Origin of the sequence: Nocardioides anomalus (assembly GCF_011046535.1) — a bacterium.
Classification (GTDB): domain Bacteria; phylum Actinomycetota; class Actinomycetes; order Propionibacteriales; family Nocardioidaceae; genus Nocardioides; species Nocardioides anomalus.
This window is the reverse complement of the sequence record NZ_CP049257.1, coordinates 4,846,327-4,865,425: the sequence shown is the minus strand read 5'-3', so window position 1 is coordinate 4,865,425 and position 19,099 is coordinate 4,846,327. Positions and strand designations below refer to the sequence as shown.

The 19,099-nt window shown below is 73.1% G+C and carries 14 protein-coding genes; 6 read left to right on the top strand and 8 right to left on the bottom strand.

Features of this window, described 5'->3' with window-relative positions; all coding sequences use genetic code 11:
• Nucleotides 1-16: 16 nt before the first annotated feature.
• Entirely contained in the window at nucleotides 17-2,164 is a 2,148-nt protein-coding gene (helR, locus tag G5V58_RS24215; protein ID WP_165238020.1) for an RNA polymerase recycling motor ATPase HelR, read from the bottom strand.
• Between the two features lie 182 nt (nucleotides 2,165-2,346).
• Here helR and G5V58_RS24210 point away from each other — a divergent pair, with 182 nt between their 5' ends.
• Complete coding sequence (locus tag G5V58_RS24210) at nucleotides 2,347-2,583, top strand: hypothetical protein (RefSeq protein WP_165238017.1); 237 nt, start codon at nucleotides 2,347-2,349, stop codon at nucleotides 2,581-2,583.
• A 68-nt stretch (nucleotides 2,584-2,651) separates the two neighbouring features.
• Here G5V58_RS24210 and G5V58_RS24205 read toward each other — a convergent pair whose 3' ends face one another.
• The 3 genes from G5V58_RS24205 to G5V58_RS24195 are packed head-to-tail and all read right to left on the bottom strand — an operon-like array spanning nucleotide 2,652 to nucleotide 8,617.
• Nucleotides 2,652-4,721, bottom strand: coding sequence for a hypothetical protein (locus G5V58_RS24205; RefSeq protein ID WP_165238015.1), 2,070 nt, complete (start codon nucleotides 4,719-4,721; stop codon nucleotides 2,652-2,654).
• 28 nt (nucleotides 4,722-4,749) lie between these two features.
• A complete protein-coding gene (locus G5V58_RS24200) occupies nucleotides 4,750-6,666 on the bottom strand; it encodes a zinc ribbon domain-containing protein (RefSeq protein WP_165238013.1) in 1,917 nt (638 codons plus the stop codon).
• Between the two features lies 1 nt (nucleotide 6,667).
• The gene (locus G5V58_RS24195) at nucleotides 6,668-8,617 is read right to left on the bottom strand and encodes a clostripain-related cysteine peptidase (protein WP_165238011.1); all 1,950 of its coding nucleotides are present in this window, start codon (nucleotides 8,615-8,617) and stop codon (nucleotides 6,668-6,670) included.
• Between the two features lie 400 nt (nucleotides 8,618-9,017).
• Here G5V58_RS24195 and G5V58_RS24190 point away from each other — a divergent pair, with 400 nt between their 5' ends.
• Both G5V58_RS24190 and G5V58_RS24185 read left to right on the top strand, forming a co-directional pair.
• A complete protein-coding gene (locus G5V58_RS24190; protein WP_230486923.1) occupies nucleotides 9,018-12,446 on the top strand; it encodes a (Fe-S)-binding protein in 3,429 nt (1,142 codons plus the stop codon).
• Between the two features lie 57 nt (nucleotides 12,447-12,503).
• Nucleotides 12,504-13,475 carry a hypothetical protein gene (locus tag G5V58_RS24185; RefSeq protein WP_165238009.1) on the top strand — a complete coding sequence of 324 codons (972 nt, stop codon included), beginning with the start codon at nucleotides 12,504-12,506 and terminating at the stop codon, nucleotides 13,473-13,475.
• 1 nt (nucleotide 13,476) lies between these two features.
• On the opposite strand, the gene G5V58_RS24180 is transcribed toward G5V58_RS24185, so the two are convergent.
• Together G5V58_RS24180 and G5V58_RS24175 are read right to left on the bottom strand one after the other, a co-directional pair.
• Nucleotides 13,477-13,767, bottom strand: coding sequence for a hypothetical protein (locus tag G5V58_RS24180; RefSeq protein ID WP_165238007.1), 291 nt, complete (start codon nucleotides 13,765-13,767; stop codon nucleotides 13,477-13,479).
• A 10-nt stretch (nucleotides 13,768-13,777) separates the two neighbouring features.
• A complete protein-coding gene (locus G5V58_RS24175; protein ID WP_407939765.1) occupies nucleotides 13,778-15,502 on the bottom strand; it encodes a sodium:solute symporter family protein in 1,725 nt (574 codons plus the stop codon).
• Nucleotides 15,503-16,119: 617 nt separating this feature from the next.
• Between G5V58_RS24175 and G5V58_RS25670 the strand changes: the two genes are divergently transcribed.
• The 3 genes from G5V58_RS25670 (at nucleotide 16,120) to G5V58_RS24160 (ending at nucleotide 17,469) form a co-directional block, all read left to right on the top strand.
• Nucleotides 16,120-16,263 carry a hypothetical protein gene (locus G5V58_RS25670; RefSeq protein WP_196240536.1) on the top strand — a complete coding sequence of 48 codons (144 nt, stop codon included), beginning with the start codon at nucleotides 16,120-16,122 and terminating at the stop codon, nucleotides 16,261-16,263.
• Between the two features lie 105 nt (nucleotides 16,264-16,368).
• Nucleotides 16,369-17,187 (top strand): DUF4097 family beta strand repeat-containing protein, encoded by an 819-nt coding sequence (locus G5V58_RS24165; protein WP_165238003.1) that lies wholly within the window; start codon nucleotides 16,369-16,371, stop codon nucleotides 17,185-17,187.
• Between the two features lie 138 nt (nucleotides 17,188-17,325).
• Entirely contained in the window at nucleotides 17,326-17,469 is a 144-nt protein-coding gene (locus G5V58_RS24160) for a hypothetical protein (RefSeq protein WP_165238001.1), read from the top strand.
• Nucleotides 17,470-17,494: 25 nt separating this feature from the next.
• On the opposite strand, the gene G5V58_RS24155 is transcribed toward G5V58_RS24160, so the two are convergent.
• The gene (locus G5V58_RS24155; RefSeq protein ID WP_230486922.1) at nucleotides 17,495-18,448 is read right to left on the bottom strand and encodes a siderophore-interacting protein; all 954 of its coding nucleotides are present in this window, start codon (nucleotides 18,446-18,448) and stop codon (nucleotides 17,495-17,497) included.
• 15 nt (nucleotides 18,449-18,463) lie between these two features.
• Nucleotides 18,464-19,054, bottom strand: a complete 591-nt coding sequence (gene dcd / locus G5V58_RS24150) for a dCTP deaminase (protein ID WP_165237999.1) — start codon at nucleotides 19,052-19,054, stop codon at nucleotides 18,464-18,466.
• Nucleotides 19,055-19,099 lie beyond the last annotated feature (45 nt).

The following is a 19,099-nucleotide window of genomic DNA, read 5'->3' as shown; positions in this document are numbered from 1 at the left end:
TCTCGTGCAGATCCGGTCAGCGCGTGAGCACCACCAGCTGCGAGGTGGCGCGGGTCATCGCGACGTACCGGTCGACGGCGCCCTCCACGCCGTCGCCCCACCAGTCCGGGTCGACCAGCAGCACCAGGTCGAACTCCAGGCCCTTGCTCAGCACCGGGGTGAGGGAGCGGACCCGCTCGCCGTCGGGGTACGACGCGAGGCCGATCACGCAGCCCGTCCCGTCGGGGTGCTCGCGCAGCCAGGTCGCCAGCAGGTCGTCGAGCTCGCTCAGGGCGCCGTGGCGCACCGGGATGCCGCTGCGGCGCACCGACGTGGGCACGTTGGCGTCCGGGAGGGCGGCGCGGATGACCGGCTCGGCCTCGGCCATGACCTCCTCGGGCGTGCGGTAGTTGACGCTCAGCCCGGCCCGGGTGACCTCGACCAGGCCGACGCGCCCGAGCCGCTCCTCCCAGGTCTCGGGGAAGCCGTGCCGGGCCTGCGCGCGGTCGCCGACCACGGTGAAGCTGCGCGAGGGGCACCGCGCCAGCAGCATCTGCCACTCCGCGTCGCTCAGCTCCTGCGCCTCGTCCACCACCACGTGCGCGAAGGGACCGGCCAGCGAGTGCGGGTCGGGCGCCTCGCCGTCCTGCACCAGGGCGCCGCGCAGGTCGTCCCCGCGCAGCATCGACATGATCATGAGGTCGGAGTCGTCGGTGGCGATGAGGTGCTCGACGACGGCGTCCATCTCGGCCCGCTCGGCCTCGCGCTCGGCCCGCTCCCGCCGTGCGCGGCGCGAGGCGGTGGGGTCGCCGAGGCGCAGCCGGGCGGCGTCGAGCAGGGGCAGGTCCTCGGTGGTCCACGCCTGCGCGTCCTCGCGCTGAAGCAGCCGCACCTCGTCGGGCGTCAGCCAGGGCGCGCACCGGCGCAGGTACGCCGGCACCGACCACAGGTCCGCGACCAGGTCGGTGGGCTCGACGATGATCCAGGCCCGGTCGAACGCGGCGGCCAGCTCCTCGTCCCGGGCCAGGGCCCGCCGGACCATCTCGTCGGTGACGTCCTCGTCGTCGACCTCGAAGGCGTCGGTGAGGATCGTGAGCAGCTCGTCCCAGACCCGGTCGCGGGCCTCGTTGTGGGGTGTCCCGGCCGGCGCGGAGTCGAAGGCCTCGCGCCACTCCTCGGGGCCCACCCGCACCTCGCCCCACGGGGTCGGGACCTCGAGCGCCCCGCTCGGCGGCTCCTCGTAGAGGCGCACCGCCGGCTCGACCGCCCGCACCAACCCGGCGCGGCGCTTGAGCGCGGCCACCGCCGGGTCCGCCTCGTCCGGGGCGTCGGCGCCCTCGGGGAGCAGGTCGCGCAGCGTGCACGTCCGCACGCCGTCCTCGCCGAGGCTGGGCAGCACATCGGCGACGTAGCGCAGGTAGGGCCGGTGCGGGCCGACGAACAGCACCCCGCCGCCGCGGGCGCGCAGCCGCGCGTCGGCGTACAGCAGGTACGCCGCGCGGTGCAGCGCGACGACGGTCTTGCCGGTGCCGGGCCCGCCGTCGACCACGAGCGTGCCGCGCGAGCCCGCGCGGATGACCGCGTCCTGGTCGGCCTGGATGGTGGCGAGCACGTCGCGCATCTGCGCGGTGCGCCGCTCGCCGAGCGAGGCCAGGAACGCCGACTGGTCGTCGAGGGCGGCGTGGTCCTCGAGCCCGTCGACGGTGAAGACCTCGTCCCAGTAGTCGGTGACGCGACCGCCGGTCCAGCGGTAGCGCCTTCGGCTGAGCAGGCCCCGCGGGTCGCCGTGGCTGGCCGCGAAGAACGGCTCGGCCGCGGGCGAGCGCCAGTCGACGAGCAGCCGGCGGCCGGCTCGGTCGGCCAGGCCGAGGCGGCCGACGTACACCGGCTCGCCACCGTCGGCCGGGACCATCCGGCCCAGGCACAGGTCGAGCCCGAAGCGGCGCAGGGTGCGCAGTCGGCTGCTCAGGCGCTGCACCTCCTGGTCGCGCTCCAGCGCGGCGGTGCCGTGCCCGGCGGGGGCCCGGCGCTCGACCGCGAGCCGCTCCTCGAGGTCGCGGACGGTGTCGTCGACGGTCGCGGCGACGGCGGCGAGGTGGGCCCGGTCGGGGCCGATGAGGGCCGGGGTGGCCTTGGCGGCGAGGTGGTCGGGGAGCGAGAAGGGGTCGTCGTCGAGCGAGGGCACGCGGGCGTCTCCAGGGAGGGGCGACAGCAGGACGGTCGGCGATTCTGGGGCCTCCCCAGGGCCTTGCCGCAAGCCCCCACCTCCGCTATACCTTGGTAGTGGCGAGGGGTTCACCCCTCGCCTTCTGCATGTCGGCGCGGCGGTGTCGGTGGGCACGCCTAGGGTCGGGACGTGATGACCCGGTGAGCAAAGAGTCAGCCCTCCGCGCCATGCGCGAGGCCCGCTACGAGCGGCAGGCCGCCCGCCCGGCGACCACCCCGCGACTCCGACCACCGGTCGCGCCCACGACGCCCCCGTCGCCCCCGGCGGAGGCCGCCGCGCCGACCGTCGACGAGGGCCTGTGCGGCCACCGCTCCATGAACGGGCGCACCTGCACCCGCGAGCACGGCCACGCGGCCAAGAGCCACCGCTACGGCTGAGCCGGCCGGACGCAGCACCGCCGGCCGCCACGAGCGTGGCGACCGGCGGGCCGTGGGCGAGCGTGGGGTCAGAAGCTGCTGACCAGGCTGTTGAGCATGGTGCCGACGCCGGCGACGTACGGGTCGTCCTCGGTGATCCCCTGCTGGTAGAGCGCGAACGCGGTGGCGCCCGTGCCGTCCTGGGTGAGGAAGTAGTACGAGAAGCCCTCGATCGGCAACGTGCCGCCCTGCTGGCTGGCCAGCACGCCCTGGAAGCCGAGGAACGCGCACTGCACGACCGCCGACGACGGCACGTCCACCGTCTCGGGATCGCTGACCTGGAGGTCCTGGATGCCCAGGGCCTGCAGCCCGGTGAGGTTGTCGGTGACCATCGTCTGCAGGTCTGCCGGCGGCGGGGTGAGGGCGACGAAGAAGTAGCCGCCGTCGCCGTAGACGACCGCGAAGCCGTCCTCCTGGGTCTCGACCTCGTAGCCGGCCGGGAGCTGGAAGCCGTACCCACCGCCGAGGTCGACGGTGTCGCTGGCGCCGATGCCGCCACCGGGAGCCGGGCCGTCGGTGGTGCCGATGCCGCCGTCCTGACCGAGCAGCGCCGGCTGGATGCTGCCCAGCGCCTGGGTGATCGAGCTGCTCGTGGAGGGGGACGCGGTCGGCGAGGGGGCCTGCGAGGCGTCCGGCGTGGGACCGGGGACGGGCGCCGGCTCCGGCGCCGGGTCGGTCTGGGGGCCGGTGTCGGTCTGGGTCTGCAGGACGACCGGCGGGGTCGCCGGCTGGTCGCCGTCCGAGGCGGCGGCGGCCGCGGCCTGGCCGACGACGCCGGCGACCACGATGGTCGCGGCCACCGCGGCGACGACCAGGGCCGTGGTCTTGCCGTCCTGCGGGGCCACGCCGGCCGGTGTCGCCTTGAGGGTCGGCCGCACGGGCTCGGCCAGGGCCTCGGGGGCGGTGTCGTCGAGGCGGTTGCGGGCTCGGGTCACCTTGCTGGCCGCGCGGACCGACGTGCCGCAGGCGACGCAGAAGCCGGCGCCGTGCAGCAGCGGCATCTCGCAGGCCGCGCAGTACGCCGTGCCGTGGGCCGCGTCCCGGCCCTCGGCGCCGGTCACCGAGGCCTCGAGCGCGGCCTCGAGGACCGCGAAGTGGAGCAGGTAGCGCAGCCGGACGACGAGCGCGGCGGCGACGAGCGCGCCCCACACCAGCCCGACCACGGCGCCCGTGGTGCCCTCCAGGCGGGAGGCGAAGAACAGCCCGGCCTGGAAGACCACGTTGGCCGCGAGGGCCTCGACCAGGCCGCGGAAGTAGGCCGGCCGGAAGCCGTCGTACCCGGCCCCCAGGCCGGAGTAGCTGGCCACCGCGATGCCGGTGGCCGCGCCGTACACGATCGGCTTGACCACGGCGGCCGACAGGATGAGCGAGACCCAGAACCCGGCGTCGGGCGAGTCGACGTGGCCGAAGCTGCTGAACAGGCCGCGGTTGACCACGATCGTCTCGGCGGCGGCGTACGCCGCACCGGCGGCGACGCCGAAGGTCAGCCCGTCGATCATGTCGTCGAAGGCCGGCCGGCTGGCCAGCACGAGCGGACCGATCTGCTTGAGCAGCTCGCTGACCAGCGGCACCAGGACGACCAGCACGAGCAGGCTGCTCCACCGGATCCCGCCGGCGCCGTTGCCGTCGTAGGCGACCGGCGAGAGGTTGCCGCCCAGGATCCCGGCGTGCCACAGGAAGGTGAAGCCGACCGCGAGAGCCGCCGCGGCGCCGATCGCGCCCAGCACGACGGGGACCGGCTGGTCCTCCCACTGGTTGACGTCGTAGAGGTAGACGACGTAGACCGCCGGCACCACCACGGCCGCCGCCACGAACGCGAAGGCCAGGAAGCCGAGCGCACCGGCCACGACCGGGATGAGGACCCCGAGTCCGAGCGCCCACCGGTAGGTCTGCGGGGCCGTGCCCGAGGCCAGCGGCATCAGCGACGTCACCAGGTTGAACGACGCCACGGGCTCGCCGGGCTGGAGCGCGTAGCTCTGCCGACGCTCGCCGCCCGCACCGGCCCCGGCGCTGAGCTCGGCCCCGGTGACGGGATCGAACCGCGCGCCGGGCGGCGCGACCGGCGGGGTCGCGCCGGCGGGGGTCAGGGGTGTGGTCACGGTTCCTCCTGCGGTTCCGGGTCCTGCGTCACAGGGTGCTGATGAGGGTGTTGAGCATGACGTTGTAGCCGGTCACGAGCTTCGACTTCGGCTTGAGCGCGCCCTTGCCGTAGAGCGCGAACGCCGTCGCGCCCGTGCCGTCGGCGCGGATGAAGTAGTAGGCGAAGCCCTCGACCGGGATGCTGCCGCCCTGCTGGGTGGCGAGCAGGCCGCGGAAGCTGAGCGTGGCCGCGCCCTTGAGCCCGGTGACCGAGAGGGTCTGGGGCTCGCTGATCTCGAGGTCGGCCACGCCCATGTTCTGCAGGCCGGTCAGGTTGTTGGTGACCAGCTTGGCCAGCGTCGTCTTCTTGGGGTTGAGGTAGGCGAAGAAGTAGCCCTTGTTGCCGAAGACCTGGACGTAGCCGTCCTCCTGGTCCACGACCTTGAACCCCTTGGGCACGAGCATGAGCACGTCGCCGCCGACGGTGACGATCTGGTCGCCGCCCGCGGCCTGCGGCGCCCGGCCCGCGCCCTCGTCCAGCGCGCCGAGGCTGACCGCCGGAGCCCGGCTGAGGTCCTCGGAGCCGGAGTCCGGGTCGAGGGTGATGGTGCCGTCCTGCGGCGAGGTCGGCTGGTTGTCGCCGCCGGCGCCGGCCGCGGCCACCTGGCCGATCACGCCGCCGACCAGGATGGCGGCCACGACCGCGGCCACCACGACCGGGCTGGTGCGGGTGTCGCGCGGCGCCACGCCCGCGGGCTGGGTCCGCAGGGTGGGCCGGGCCGGCACGGGCAGGTCGACGTCCTCGGTCCGGTTGCGGGCCCGGGTCACCTTGCTGCCCGCGCGGACCGAGGTGCCGCAGGCGACGCAGAAGTTGGCCCCGGCCAGCAGCGGCATCTCGCACGAGGGGCAGTACGCCGTGCCGCGGGCGGTGTCCTTGAGGGCGACACCGGCGCTGCCCGCCTCGAGGGCGGCCTCGAGGACGGCGTAGTGCAGCAGGTAGCGCAACCGGACGACGAGCACCGTGGCGATCAGCGCGCCCCAGACGAGGCCGAGCACGGCGCCGCCGGTGCCCTCGACGCGGGCGGTGAAGAACAGCCCGGCCTGGAACAGGATGTTGGCGGCCAGCGCCTCGGCCAGGCCACGGAGGTAGCCGGGCCTGAAGCCGTCGTACCCGGCGCCGAGGCCGGAGAAGCTGGCGACCGCGATGCCGGTCGCCGCGCCGTACACCAGCGGCTTGACCACGGCGGCCGACAGGATCAGGGAGACCCAGAAGCCGGCGTCGGGCGAGTCCACCCGGCCGAAGCTGCTGAACAGGCCGCGGTTGACCACGATGGTCTCGGCCGCCGCGAAGGCCGCGCCGGCCGCGACGCCGAAGGTCAGCCCGTCGATCATGTCGTCGAACTTGGGCAGCCGGGCGAGCAGGATCGGCCCGACCTGCTTGAGGACCTCACCCACGACCGGCACCAGCAGCACCAGGACCAGGAAGCTGGTCCAGCGGATGCTGCCCGAGCCGTTGCCGTCGAAGTCGACCGGCGCCAGGTCGTCGCCGAGCAGGCCGGCGTGCCAGAGGAACGTGAAGCCGACGCCGAGCGCGGCCGCCGCTCCGACCGCGCCGAGGACCACGCCGACGGGCTGGTCCTCCCACTGGTTGACGTCGTACATGTAGACGACGTAGACCGCGGGCACGACCAGGGCGGCCGCGACGAAGGCGAAGGCCAGGAAGCCGAGCGCGCCGGCCACGACCGGGATGAGGATGCCGAGGCCGAGGGCCCAGCGGTAGGTCTGCGGCGAGGAGCCGGAGGCCAGCGGCATCAGCGAGCTGACCAGGTTGAACGACGCCACGGGCTCGCCGGGCTGCAGGGCGAAGCTGCGCCGGCGCTCGCCGGAGCCGCCCAGCTCGGCCCCGGTGACGGGGTCGAACCGCGCGCCCGCGGGCAGGTCGGGGAGAGGGGTGGTCTCGGTCATGTCATCGCACCTGTTCTGTGACGTAGGAACCGTCGGAGTTGCCGGCCACGTCCGCGACGACGACGCCCATGGTGAAGGGCGTGCCGGCGGGGAGGCGGGAGAAGGACACGGCGAGCTGGTCGCTCACCGCGATGGACTGGGAGGAGAGTTGGCTGGTGTAGCCGCTGAACGAGGCGGCGTAGACGTACGGCGTGAGCGTGCCGCCGGGCTCGAGGGAGACGCCCGCCGCGGACGCACCGCCGTTCGAGACGTCGACGACCTGCACGCTCTGGATGTCGCCCTCGCTGCTCAGCAGCAGCCGGACGGCCACGTCGGAGGTGTCGCCGTCGGGTGAGGTGTACTGCGCGAACAGCGACCCGAGCAGGCCGCCGGCCTGCGCCTGGTAGACCGAGGTCCCGGCGACCTCCTTCGTGCCGTCGGTGAGCACGGTGAGCGAGTAGTCCCACACGCCCTGGACCTGGCCCTGGCCGCCGGCGTCGAGGTAGGCCGGCAGCACCACGCCGAGGGCGTCGTCGACACCACCGATGCGGGTGACGACCTGCGTCTGGCTGTCGGTGACCTGCGAGGAGTCGCCCGAGCTGAGCTGGCCGGCGATCTTGATGCCGCTCTGGTCGGCCTGGAGCACGGTGGCCTGCTGGCTGGTGAAGCCCACGGCGCTGCCGGAGCCCTGGCCGCCCTGCTGCCGGGAGGACTCGAGGAACGCCTTCACGAAGTCGCCCCAGCCCTGCGGCGCGACGCCGGGCTCGAAGTAGTCCTGGGCGTAGCGCGCGTCCGCGGCGGTGGGCAGGTAGACGTTGAGACCGGTGGCCTGCTGCGTCCCGACGCCGGTCAGCTGGTGGCTGACCGCGTTGCCCAGGGCGGCGTACGCCGCGTCGCGGGCCACCGCCACGTCGTCGGGCACGTCGGTGAGGTGGCGCAGGAAGTCGCCGAGGTCGACCAGGTCGTAGGGGACGCCCCCGCTGTCGTCGAGGCTGGTCACGAACTCCAGCGCCGCGCTCCGGGCCCGAGCGACCTGGACCGCGATCTCGTCCATGTGCGCGACGGCCACGTCGGAGAACGACTGCAGCGCGGTGTCGAGCAGGGCCATCTGGTCGCCGTCGACGACCGACATCGCGGCGAGGTCGCGGATCTGCTGGCCGCCGGGCTGCTGGGCGAGCTGGTCGAGGTAGCGGCCGTAGCCGTCGACCAACGAGTCGGCCAGCGCCTGGGGGTCCGCGTCGTCAGCGAGCGGCAGCATCCCGTCGGCCGCGAGCGGGTTGGCGAACATCAGCTCCTCCGAGCCGGCCATGTACGTCGCCGCGGGGGCGAGAGCGGACGCGGTCTCGTAGTTCGACATCAGGCAGGCGGCGTGGAACAGCACGTCGAAGCGGGCGATGCCGGAGCGCTGGAGCCCGGAGAGCAGGCCCTCGCGCATCGCGGGGATGGTGAGGTTCTGGGTGCCGGGCGCGCCGGTGTCCCAGTAGCCGCCGTACCGGCCGCCGCCGTGGTCCATGAGGGTGAGCGCGTACTCGTCGGCCGGGAAGCGGTCGGCCGCCTCCTCGATGAAGTCCGAGAGCGTGTCGGCGCGGCCCATCGAGATCTCGCCGAGGTCGCGGATCTCGTTCCACCGGCCGTCGTCGAGCTGGAGCAGCTTGGCGGTCGTGAACGGCGCGAGGCCCGGCAGCGGCTGGCTCGGGTAGCCCGGCTCGCCCTGCTCCGGCATGTCGACCAGCGCGACCACGTTGACGCTGTCGGTGTCGGGGAGGCTGGTCAGCGACGCGAGGTCCTGGGTCAGCACGTCCGCGACGTTGTCGGTGTCGAGGACGCCGTAGATCATGAAGGTCCAGTCGGCCCCGCCGTCGGCGGCCGCCGGCGCCGGGGGTGCGGCGACCGTGCTGCCGCCGGCCGGGCCGGGCGCGAGCAGCACTGCCGCGGCCAGGGCCGCGAGCGCGATCGTCGTCGTTCCCCTCACCAGGTCCGTCTCCTCGTCGGGGGGCCGAGATCCCCGTGTGGTGCTGCCCGCCGGGTCGAGCGGGCAGCAGTCTGCTGATGGCCGTCACCCACCGCAATGGCTGAGTCGGGCCAGCCCCTTCGGACGCCGGGGTGTGCGTGGTGGTTCCCCCGCCGTCGGTCCCGGCTGCCGGCCACGGTGCGGGACCCGGGGTCCCGGCGCCGAGAGGCACCTGTCCCGAGCGCGCCGGGACCGGAGCCCGACGCGGGGCAGGTCGGGCGGCGCGAAGTTACCCGGAAGTAGGATTTGTCTCACCCGGGTCGTCCCGGGGGTGGGGACACGTAGGCTGCGGCTCGGCGGACGGCCCGGCGGGTCGACGTACCCGAGCGCGGTGGAGACCGCGGGAAGTAGGGACTGAGCAGTGGATCTGTGGGTGTTGGTCGTCGGGCTGGTCATGCTGGTCGTCGCGCTGCCGGTGGCGGGGCGTCGCGTGCTGTTCCTGTACCGGCTGATCACGAGCGGCAAGCCCGCCCCGGACCGGGTCGAGAACGTCACCGGCAAGATCGGGCAGGCGGTCAAGAGCCAGGTCGTCGAGGTCTTCGGCCAGAAGAAGCTGCTCAAGTGGTCGATCCCCGGCGCGGCGCACTTCTTCGTGTTCTGGGCCTTCCTCATCCTCGGTACGGTCTACCTCGAGGCGTTCGGGATCCTGTTCTCGCGCAACGCGGAGTGGGCGATCCCGCTCGTCGGGCACTGGGACGTGCTGGGCTTCGCCCAGGACTTCATCGCCGTCATGTGCCTGGTGGGCATCGTGACCTTCGCGCTCATCCGGCTGCGCAACAACCCGGAGAACCTGGGCCGCAAGTCGCGCTTCAAGGGCTCGCACCTCGGCGGTGCGTGGCTGATCCTCTTCATGATCTTCAACGTCCTCTGGACGCTGTTCCTCTTCCGCGGCGCCTCGGCCGCGGCGGACAACTTCCCCTACGGCGCCGGGGCGTTCGTCTCGCACAACCTCGGCAAGGTGCTGCCCGACTCCGAGGCGCTCGAGGGCGTCGGCCTGCTGCTGCACATCGGCGTGATGCTGGCGTTCCTCGTCATCGTGCTCAACAGCAAGCACCTGCACATCTTCGTGGCGCCGCTCAACGTGCTCTTCGGCCGCAAGCCGGTCGCGCTCGGCGCGGTCAAGCCGCTGACCTCGGAGGGCAAGCCCGTCACCCTCGACGACATCGAGGACATGGACGAGAACACCACCCTCGGCATCGGGTCGATCGAGGAGTTCTCGTGGAAGGGGATGCTCGACTTCGCCACGTGCACCGAGTGCGGCCGCTGCCAGTCGCAGTGCCCGGCGTGGAACACCGAGAAGCCGTTGTCTCCCAAGATGCTCATCATGAACCTGCGCGACCACGCGTTCGCGAAGGCTCCCTACATCCTGGCCGCGGAGGGCGACCGCGCGTCGCTGCCGCAGGCCGTGCTCGACGAGGCCGAGCGCCCGCTCGTCGGTGCGACCGAGGGGCTGGCGTGGGAGCCCGAGGGTGGCGCGATCATCGACACCGACGTGCTGTGGTCCTGCGTGACCTGCGGCGCGTGCGTCGAGCAGTGCCCCGTCGACATCGAGCACGTCGACCACATCGTCGACATGCGCCGCTACCAGGTGCTGGTGGAGTCCAACTTCCCCGCCGAGCTCAACCAGCTCTTCAAGGGCATGGAGCAGAAGGGCAACCCCTGGAACATGTCGCCCTCGGCGCGCATGGACTGGGCGCAGGGCCTCGACTTCGACGTCAAGGTCGTCGGCGAGGACGTGGAGTCGCTCGACGAGGTCGAGTGGCTGTTCTGGGTCGGCTGCGCCGGCGCCTACGAGGACCGCCAGAAGAAGACCACCCGCGCGGTCGCCGAGCTGCTCGACATGGCGGGCGTCTCGTTCGCCGTCCTGGGCAACGGCGAGACCTGCAACGGCGACCAGGCCCGCCGCGCCGGCAACGAGTTCGTCTTCCAGGGCCTCGCGCAGCAGAACGTCGAGACCTTCAAGGAGTACAAGGTCAAGAAGGTCGTCTCGACCTGCGCCCACTGCTTCAACACGCTGAAGAACGAGTACAAGGACTTCGGCGTCGAGCTCGAGGTCGTGCACCACACCCAGCTGCTCAACCGGCTCGTCCGCGAGGGCAAGCTGACCCCGGTGGCCCAGGGCGACGGCGCCCACCAGCGCAAGATCACCTACCACGACCCCTGCTACATCGGTCGCCACAACGGCGTCTACTCCCCGCCCCGCGAGCTCCTCCAGGTGCTGCCCGGCGCCGACTTCGTCGAGATGCCGCGCAACTCCGAGCGCTCCTTCTGCTGCGGCGCCGGCGGCGCCCGCATGTGGATGGAGGAGAACATCGGCACCCGCATCAACGTCACCCGCACGACCGAGGCCGTCGCCACCGGCGCCGACCAGATCGCCGTGGGCTGCCCGTTCTGCCGCGTGATGCTCTCCGACGGCCTCACCGCCGCCATCGACAAGGGCGAGGCCCGCGAGGAGGTCGAGGTCCTCGACGTCGCGCAGATGCTCCTGGCCTCGGTCAAGGGCGAGATGGCCACCAAGCGCGCCCCGGGCTCCGCCGCGGCCGCCACCGCGTCCGCCTCGGCGGGCGGCGGCACCGCGCTCAAGGAGCGCACCGAGGAGCGCACCGAGGAGACGGCCGCCGAGCCCGCGCCCGGCGACGACACCATCACCGAGGACACCGTCGTCGAGACCTCCGAGGCCTCCCCCGCGGCCAAGGCCTCCGGCGGCGGCTCGTCGCTGTTCGACACCCCGGCCGACGACGCCGCGGAGGAGGACGACAAGCCCGCCACCGCCGCCGCCGACCGCTCGCCCCAGGAGGAGGCCCAGGCCGCCGAGCCCGCCTCGTCCGGCGGCTCGCTCTTCGACCTGGGCGCCGACGTCGAGCAGTCCGACTCGCCCGAGGCGCCCGCCGCCCAGGCCGAGCCGGCCGCCCAGGGCGGCGGCTCGCTGTTCGACCTCGAGGCCGACGACGAGCCCGAGGCGCCGGCCGCGAAGGCCGGTGCCGAAGCTGAGGCGCCCGCCGCGAAGGCCGAGCCGGCCCCCACGAGCGGCGGCTCGCTCTTCGACATCGAGCCCGAGGAGGCGGAGACCCCGTCGGCCCAGGCTGTCGCCGAGCCGGAGCCGACCGCCGAGCCGGAGCCGAGCGCCGAGGTGGCGGCCGAGACACCGACCCCCGAGCCGGAGGCCACGAGGACGATCCCGTCCGGCGGCTCGCTGTTCGACATCGAGCCCGAGGAGCCGGCGGCCCCCGCGGCCCAGGCCACCCCCGAGCCCGAGGTCGCCGCGGAGACCCCGGCCCCCGAGCCGGAGGCCGCCGAGGCCCCCGAGGAGCCCGAGGCCCAGCCCGCGACCGAGCCGGCCCCCGAGCCGGCGGAGGCCGAGCAGGCCGTCGCCTCCAGCGGCGAGAGCTACTCCGGATCGCTGTTCGACATCGCCGCCCCGGACAACGTCGCCGACAACGTCGCCGACACCGCGCCCGCGCCAGCCACGCCCGAGCCGGAGGCCGCGGTCGAGCCGCCGGCCGAGCCCGAGCCCGAGCCGCAGGCGGAGGGCCTCAGTGGCGGAGCGGCGCTCAGCCAGGCGGCCACGTTCGCCCGCGACGACGAGGCCGCCGCGGCTGCGGACGAGCCGGAGGCCGAGGCCGAGGCCCAGGCCGCGGAGCAGGCCGATGCCCCGGCCGACCAGCCGGCGGAGGAGCCGGAGGCGCAGCCCGAGGCCGAGCAGGAGCCGAAGCCCGCGAGCAGCGGCGAGGCGCACACGCCGAAGACCGACGTCGACATCAACGAGTCGGGCTCGCTCTTCGACCTCTAGTCGCCCGACAGCCCGGGACCTCTCACCCCACGGACGTACCGTGGTGTGGGAGGTCTCGTGGATTTCGACGCGTACGTCGCGGCCCGCTACGGGCGGCTGATCGAGCACGCCGTGCTGCTCGGGGTGGCCGACGGCGAGGCGGGGACGTACGTCGACCACGTGCTGCTGCAGAACAAGAAGGCGATCCGCCGGGCCGAGGACCCGGACCCGCTGGTGCACGCGGCGCTGGACCGCGCGATCAGCGGGACGCCGGACCGGCGGGCGCGGACGGGGCCGTTCGTGGCCCTGGGGCTGGTGGCGCTGGCCGTCGCGGTCGGTCTGGCCCTGAGCTGGCGGCCGCCGCCGAAGGCGCTGCCGTCGTTGTTCGCGCTGCACGGCGACCAGGCGCAGGCGCTGCTGGAGGGCCAGGGGTACGACGTGGTGCTGCGGCCGGCGCGGGCGTGTGAGCCGAGTGGGCTGGTGCTGAGCTCGGACCCGCCGGCGGGGGCGCTGGCGCGCAAGGGCCAGACGGTGACGGTGCGGACGGCGGTGCCGTCCGGGGTCGGCTGTGACGAGGGGTTCGCGGACCGGGCGGTGGCGTGGCAGTTCCTGGCCTTCGCCCGGGGCGAGGGGCCGGCGCCGACGTTCACGCAGACGGTGACGGTGGTGGTGGACCAGCAGGACCCCTACCGCATCGACCAGGTGGCGGCGGTCTCGCGGGAGCGGTGGGGCGGGGTGATGGACCGGATCGCGCGGTCGGCGGCCGGCCGGGCGCCGACGACGTCGGGGATGCCGCGCCTCGCGGTCGAGGACGGGGTGCTGCCCAGCGACCTGTGCGGAGTGCCCAAGCCCGACGGCACCGGTGACCGGCGGGTGCTGCGACTGCAGGTGGACGCCCGCGCGGACGGCGACGAGAGCACGTGCCCGCTCACCGTCGACCTCTACCGCGACAGCGCGGGCGCCATCGACGGCGTGGTCGTCTACACGCCCAAGGACGCGCTCATCAAGCCGGCCGGCCGGCTGCGCGAGGCGTCGCCGGCCGGCGAGTAGGTCAGTGCCCGGCCGGGCGTCCCTCGTCGGCCGCCTCGACGTGCTCGGGCACCACGATCGGCCGCAGCAGCGCCCAGGCCAGGAACGCCCCGCCCACGACCACGAGGGCCAAGCCGGCCCAGAGGTTGGCGTTGACGTCACCGGTCTTCTGGTCGTCGGTGCTGGTCTCGAAGAACAGGCCGAGCACGACCAGGATCACGCCGTACACGGCGAGCAGGCCGCCGATGATGTTGCGGATGTCGAGCGCGCCGGCGGTGTGGCCGCCGGACCCGGAAGCAGTCTTGTCACTCATCTCAGGCTCCTCAGAACGCCACGTTCAGGATGATGACCAGGACCAACGCGATGCTGGCCAGCGGGATGGTTCGGCGGTACCACGGGTACGTCGCCTCGTCGGCGTCCACCAGGTCCTCGCGTGGGGTCTCGGAGTAGACCAGACCCTTGAGCTCCTCGACCGGTTTGGGTCGGGTCACCAGCGAGATCGCCACGCTCAGCGCGATGTCGACGATGAAGGCCACCGACGCGGCGAGGAACGACGCGCCCTGCCCGCTGAGCGGGATCACACCGACGCTGAGCCCGCCCAGGGTGCCGTCGCACAGGATCGCGGTGATGACGGCGGCGATGGTGCCCGACGCCAGGCCGATCCAGCCGGCCGCCGGGGTCATCCGCTTCCAGAACATGCCGAGGATGAACGTCGCGAACAGCGGTGCGTTGAAGAAGCCGAACAGCGTCTGCAGGTAGTCCATGATGTTGGAGAAGCTGGACGCCAGGCTGGCGGTGAAGATCGCCACGATGGTCGCGGCCAGGGTCGCCCACCGACCGACGCGCAGGTAGTAGTCGTCGGGCCGGTCCTTGACGACGTAGGTCTCCCACAGGTCGTAGCTCAAGACGGTGTTGAACGCCGAGATGTTGGCCGCCATGCCCGCCATGAACGCGGCCAGGAGCCCGGTGATCGCGACACCGAGCAGCCCGTTGGGCAAGACGTCACGCATCAGGTAGAGCAGGGAGTCGTTGAACTTCACGTCTCCCGACGCCCCTCCCGAGACCGTGTCCCCCGCCTTGGTCTTGGCGATCTCGGTGACGAGGACCGCGGCGATCATGCCGGGGATGATGGTGATGAAGGGGACGAACATCTTCGGGAAGGCGCCGATGATCGGCGTCTTGCGGGCCGAGGAGATCGAGTTCGACGCCATCGCGCGCTGGACCTCGACGAAGTTGGTCGTCCAGTAGCCGAAGGACAGCACGAAGCCGAGGCCGAACACGATGCCGACGACCGACCAGAAGTCGGAGGAGAAGCCGCTCAGCGCGTTGCCCGGCCAGGAGTTCAGCTGGTCGCCGGCACTGAGGCCGCCGGACTTGTCGTCGGCGGCGGCCTGGGAGATCTTGTCGGTCAGGCCGTCCCAGCCGCCGACGCGGTGCAGGCCGAGCAGGGTCAGCGGCGCGAGCGAGGCGACGATGACGAAGAACTGCAGCACCTCGTTGTAGATCGCGGCGCTCAGTCCGCCGAGGGTGATGTAGGAGAGCACGATCGCCGCGGCGATGATGAGCGCCACCCACAGCGGCCAGCCGAGCAGCGCGTGGATGATCGAGCCGAGCAGGTAGAGGTTCACACCGGCGATGAGCAGCTGGGCGACCGCGAACGAGATGGCGTTGACCAGGTGCGCGCCGGTGCCGAACCGGCGGCGCATGAACTCGGGGACCGAGCGGACCTTGGAGCCGTAGTAGAACGGCATCATCACCACGCCGAGGAACAGCATGGCCGGGATGGCGCCGACCCAGAAGTAGTGCACGGCCGGCAGGCCGAACTGGGCGCCGTTGGCCGACATGCCCATGATCTCGACCGCGCCCAGGTTGGCGGAGATGAAGGCGAGGCCGGTGACCCACGCGGGCAGCGAGCGGCCGGACAGGAAGAAGTCCACGGAGTCCGAGACCTGGCGCCGGGCCAGGACCCCGATCCCCAGGACGACGGCGAAGTAGAGGAAGACGATCACGTAGTCGACGGGCTTCGCGTCGATGATGGTGTCGGCCATGACCGTGACCTGCGAGGCCACTGCGGCTGCGGACATCGGCGTCCTTTCTGGTCCGGGCCCGAGAGAGCCACCGGGGGCGGTTCCCTCCCCCCTCGTCAGGCAAACCTTCCGCTCCTGACGCTCTCGTGACACCACCTCCGCACCGGGTGACATCACCAGGGGCTTGACGTGACGTCACGATGGTGTCACTGTGGTGCGCATGGACATCACGCCGTACGTCGACAGCCTCCGTCGCGATCTCCTCGCGGCCGCCGAGGCCGCCGGACCGGAGGCGCACGCCGCCGCCGAGCGGCTCAGCTACGCCCTCGACCCCGCCGCCCGACTCGCCCTGATGGAGGCCATCTCCCAGGCGGCCGCCGAGATCACCGCCGAGATGCCCGCGGGCGGCGTCGACGTCCGCCTCGACGGGCGCGAGCTGGCCTTCGTCGTCGACGCACCGGCCGGGCCCCCGGCCCCGCCCGCGCCGCCCACACCCCCCGCCGCCCCCCGGCGTCGAGGACGAGGAGGACGGCGGCGTCGCCCGGATCACCCTGCGCCTGCCGGAGTCGGTCAAGGCCAAGGCCGAGGACTTCGCCTCCCGGTCCGGTCACTCCCTCAACACCTGGCTGGTCAACGTCGTGCGCGCCGCGACCCGCGAGGGCGCCATCAACGTCGACATCGACCTGTCCAGCCTGCCGTTCATGGGCGGCCACGACCCGTTCGGGGGCCAGGGGCCCTTCGGCGGCGGCAAGCGCAACCGACGGATGACCGGCTGGGTCTAGGCCCCAGCCCCACCCTCAGCACCACTCAGCACCACGGACCGGCGCACCCGCCGGCCCGGCCGACGAGCACACCCTCACGACACCTCAGAGTTCAGGAGCCCAGCCATGCCGGAGTACCGCTTCGAGACCCACAGCCCCGTGAACCTCTCCGTGGAGATCAGCAAGGGCAACGTCCACGTGTCCTGCCTCGACACCACCGAGAGCACCGTCCGCGTCGAGGGCAAGCACGCCGACGACGTGGTGGTGGAGCAGCGCGGCGACACCATCAGCGTCACCGAGCCCGGTCGGGGCCGGATCTTCGGCGACAACGCGCTGCGCGTCGAGGTCGTGGTGCCCGAGCACAGCTTCCCCGCGGTCCGCACCGGCAGTGCGGACATCCAGCTCGAGGGCCGGGCCGGGCACGCCCAGCTGCGCAGCGGCTCCGGTGACTGCACCGTCGACGCCGTCGAGGGTCACCTGGTGGTCGAGACGGGCTCGGGCGACGTCAAGGTCGACGACGTGCGCGGCGACCTCAAGGTCAAGAGCGGTTCCGGGGACGTCGAGCTCCACCAGGTCGGCGGCGACGCCTCCGTCTCCACCGGCTCGGGCGACGTCAGCATCGACACGGCCCGCGGTCAGGCCACGGTCAAGACCGGCAGCGGCGACCTCAGCCTGCGCGAGACGCACGGCGACACCTCGTTCACCAGCGGCAGCGGCGACGTCCGCATCGGCCGGGTCCACCGCGGCCGGGTCCAGGTCAAGAACGCCTCCGGCGACGTCGCCATCGGCGTCCAGGCCGGCGTCCCCGTGTGGACCGACGTCACCACCGTCACCGGCGCCATCCGCTCGGACCTGCAGGGCGCCGGCCAGCCCCAGGACGGCCAGGACCACATCGAGGTCCGGGCCAAGAGCGTCAGCGGCGACATCGTGCTGTCCGAGGCCTGAGCCGATGAGCGTCCTCGCCACCCGCTGGCACACCACCCACGCGCGTCCCCTGGGCATCGCCAGGACCGCCACCACGGTCAAGCGGACTGTCGGTGGTCGCAGCAAGACTGAACCCACGACCAGACGAGGAGCACGGCCATGAGCACGTTGATCGAGATGCAGGCACGGCACCAGATCCAGGAGCGGGTCGCCCGCGCCTCCGCCCCCCGGATGCCGGCCACCAACCGGCGCCACCGGCTCGCCGAGCGGCTGCGCAAGGTCGCCGACCGCGTCGACAACTGACGCCGCGCCCAGGCCCGGGGCTCGCTCAGCCGCGCATCGACACCCCGCGCCGCCAGTAGCCCATGAAGGCGACCTGGCGCCGGTCGAGCCCGGCCTCGTTGACCAGGACCCGGCGCAGCCCGGTGACCACCTTGGACTCACCCGCGATCCAGGCGTAGAGCCCCTCCACCTCACCGGGCGCCGCCACGGGCTCGCCGGAGGACGAGTAGGCCGGGGTCTCCCACAGGTCCGGGTCGACCTCGCTGTCGTCGACCTCGACGTGGCCTCCGCCGAGCCCGAGGTGACGGCGCACCTCCTGCTCGAGCAGGCTGCCGAGCGCGGCGCCGTCGCGCGGGCGCCACACCACCCGCACGCCGGCAGGCGCGGTCTGCGCGGCGGCCAGGGCCTCGGCGTCCGCGGCGTGCGGCACCTCCAGCACCGCGAGGCCGCGGGCGTCGCGGTCGAGGCCCTCGAGGATGCTGCACACGGCCGGCACCGCGGTCTCGTCGGCGACCAGCAGCAGCTCGCGGGCCGCGCCGGGGGCGAACTCGATGCCCCCGAAGTCGTGGCCGCGCCGCGGCGCGATGGCCACCAGCCGGTCGCCCGCCGCGGCCCGGGCCGCCCACGCGCAGCCGGGGCCGAGGTCGACGCCGTCGCCCTCGGGGTGGAGCACGATGTCGACGACCAGCCGGCGCTCGGCGCCGGAGCCGCGGACGGTGCGCACGGTGTAGGTGCGCATGTGGCCGCGCTCGGCCTCCGGCTGCTCCAGCCAGCGGTCCCACCACGACTCGTCGGCACCGTCCAGGTCGGGCAGCCGCCCGGTCGAGCCCGGGAAGACCAGCTTGATGCGCTGGTCCCAGGACGGCTGCTCGCAGCCGAGGTCGGCCAGCGCCGGCCCCGCGAGCTCGAAGCGCGCGAAGCTGGGGGACAGCCGCTCCACCGAGGCCACCTCGACCTGGTCGAGGATCATCGTGGGCGTCGCCTGCTCCGCGGTGGTCACGGGAGGAAGGGTAGCCTAACCTTCCTTCGGACCGATCTCGGTGCGGTGGAAGTTCTGGAAGGACCGCGACGGCGTCGGCCCGCGCTGACCCTGGTAGCGCGAGCCGTACTTCTCCGAGCCGTAGGGGTGCTGCGACGGCGAGCTGAGCCGGAAGAAGCAGAACTGGCCGATCTTCATCCCGGGGTAGAGCTTGATCGGCAGCGTGGCCACGTTGGCCAGCTCGAGTGTCACGTGGCCCGAGAAGCCCGGGTCCACGAAGCCCGCGGTGGCGTGGGTGAGCAGTCCGAGGCGGCCCAGCGAGGACTTGCCCTCGACCCGGCTGGCGATGTCGTCGGGCAGCGAGACCACCTCGTACGTCGAGCCGAGCGCGAACTCCCCCGGGTGCAGGATGAACGGCTCGTCGCCCTCGGGCGCCACCTCACGGGTGAGCTCGGACTGGTCGGCGGCGGGGTCGATGTGGGGGTACTTGTGGTTCTCGAAGACCCGGAAGTAGCGGTCCAGCCGCACGTCGATCGAGCTGGGCTGGAGCATCGCCGGGTCCCAGGGGTCCATCACGATCCGGCCGGCGTCGATCTCGGCCAGGATGTCGCGGTCGGAGAGCAGCACGCCGGACAACCTACCGGGGCTAGGCTGCGGCCGAACCGGGCCGAG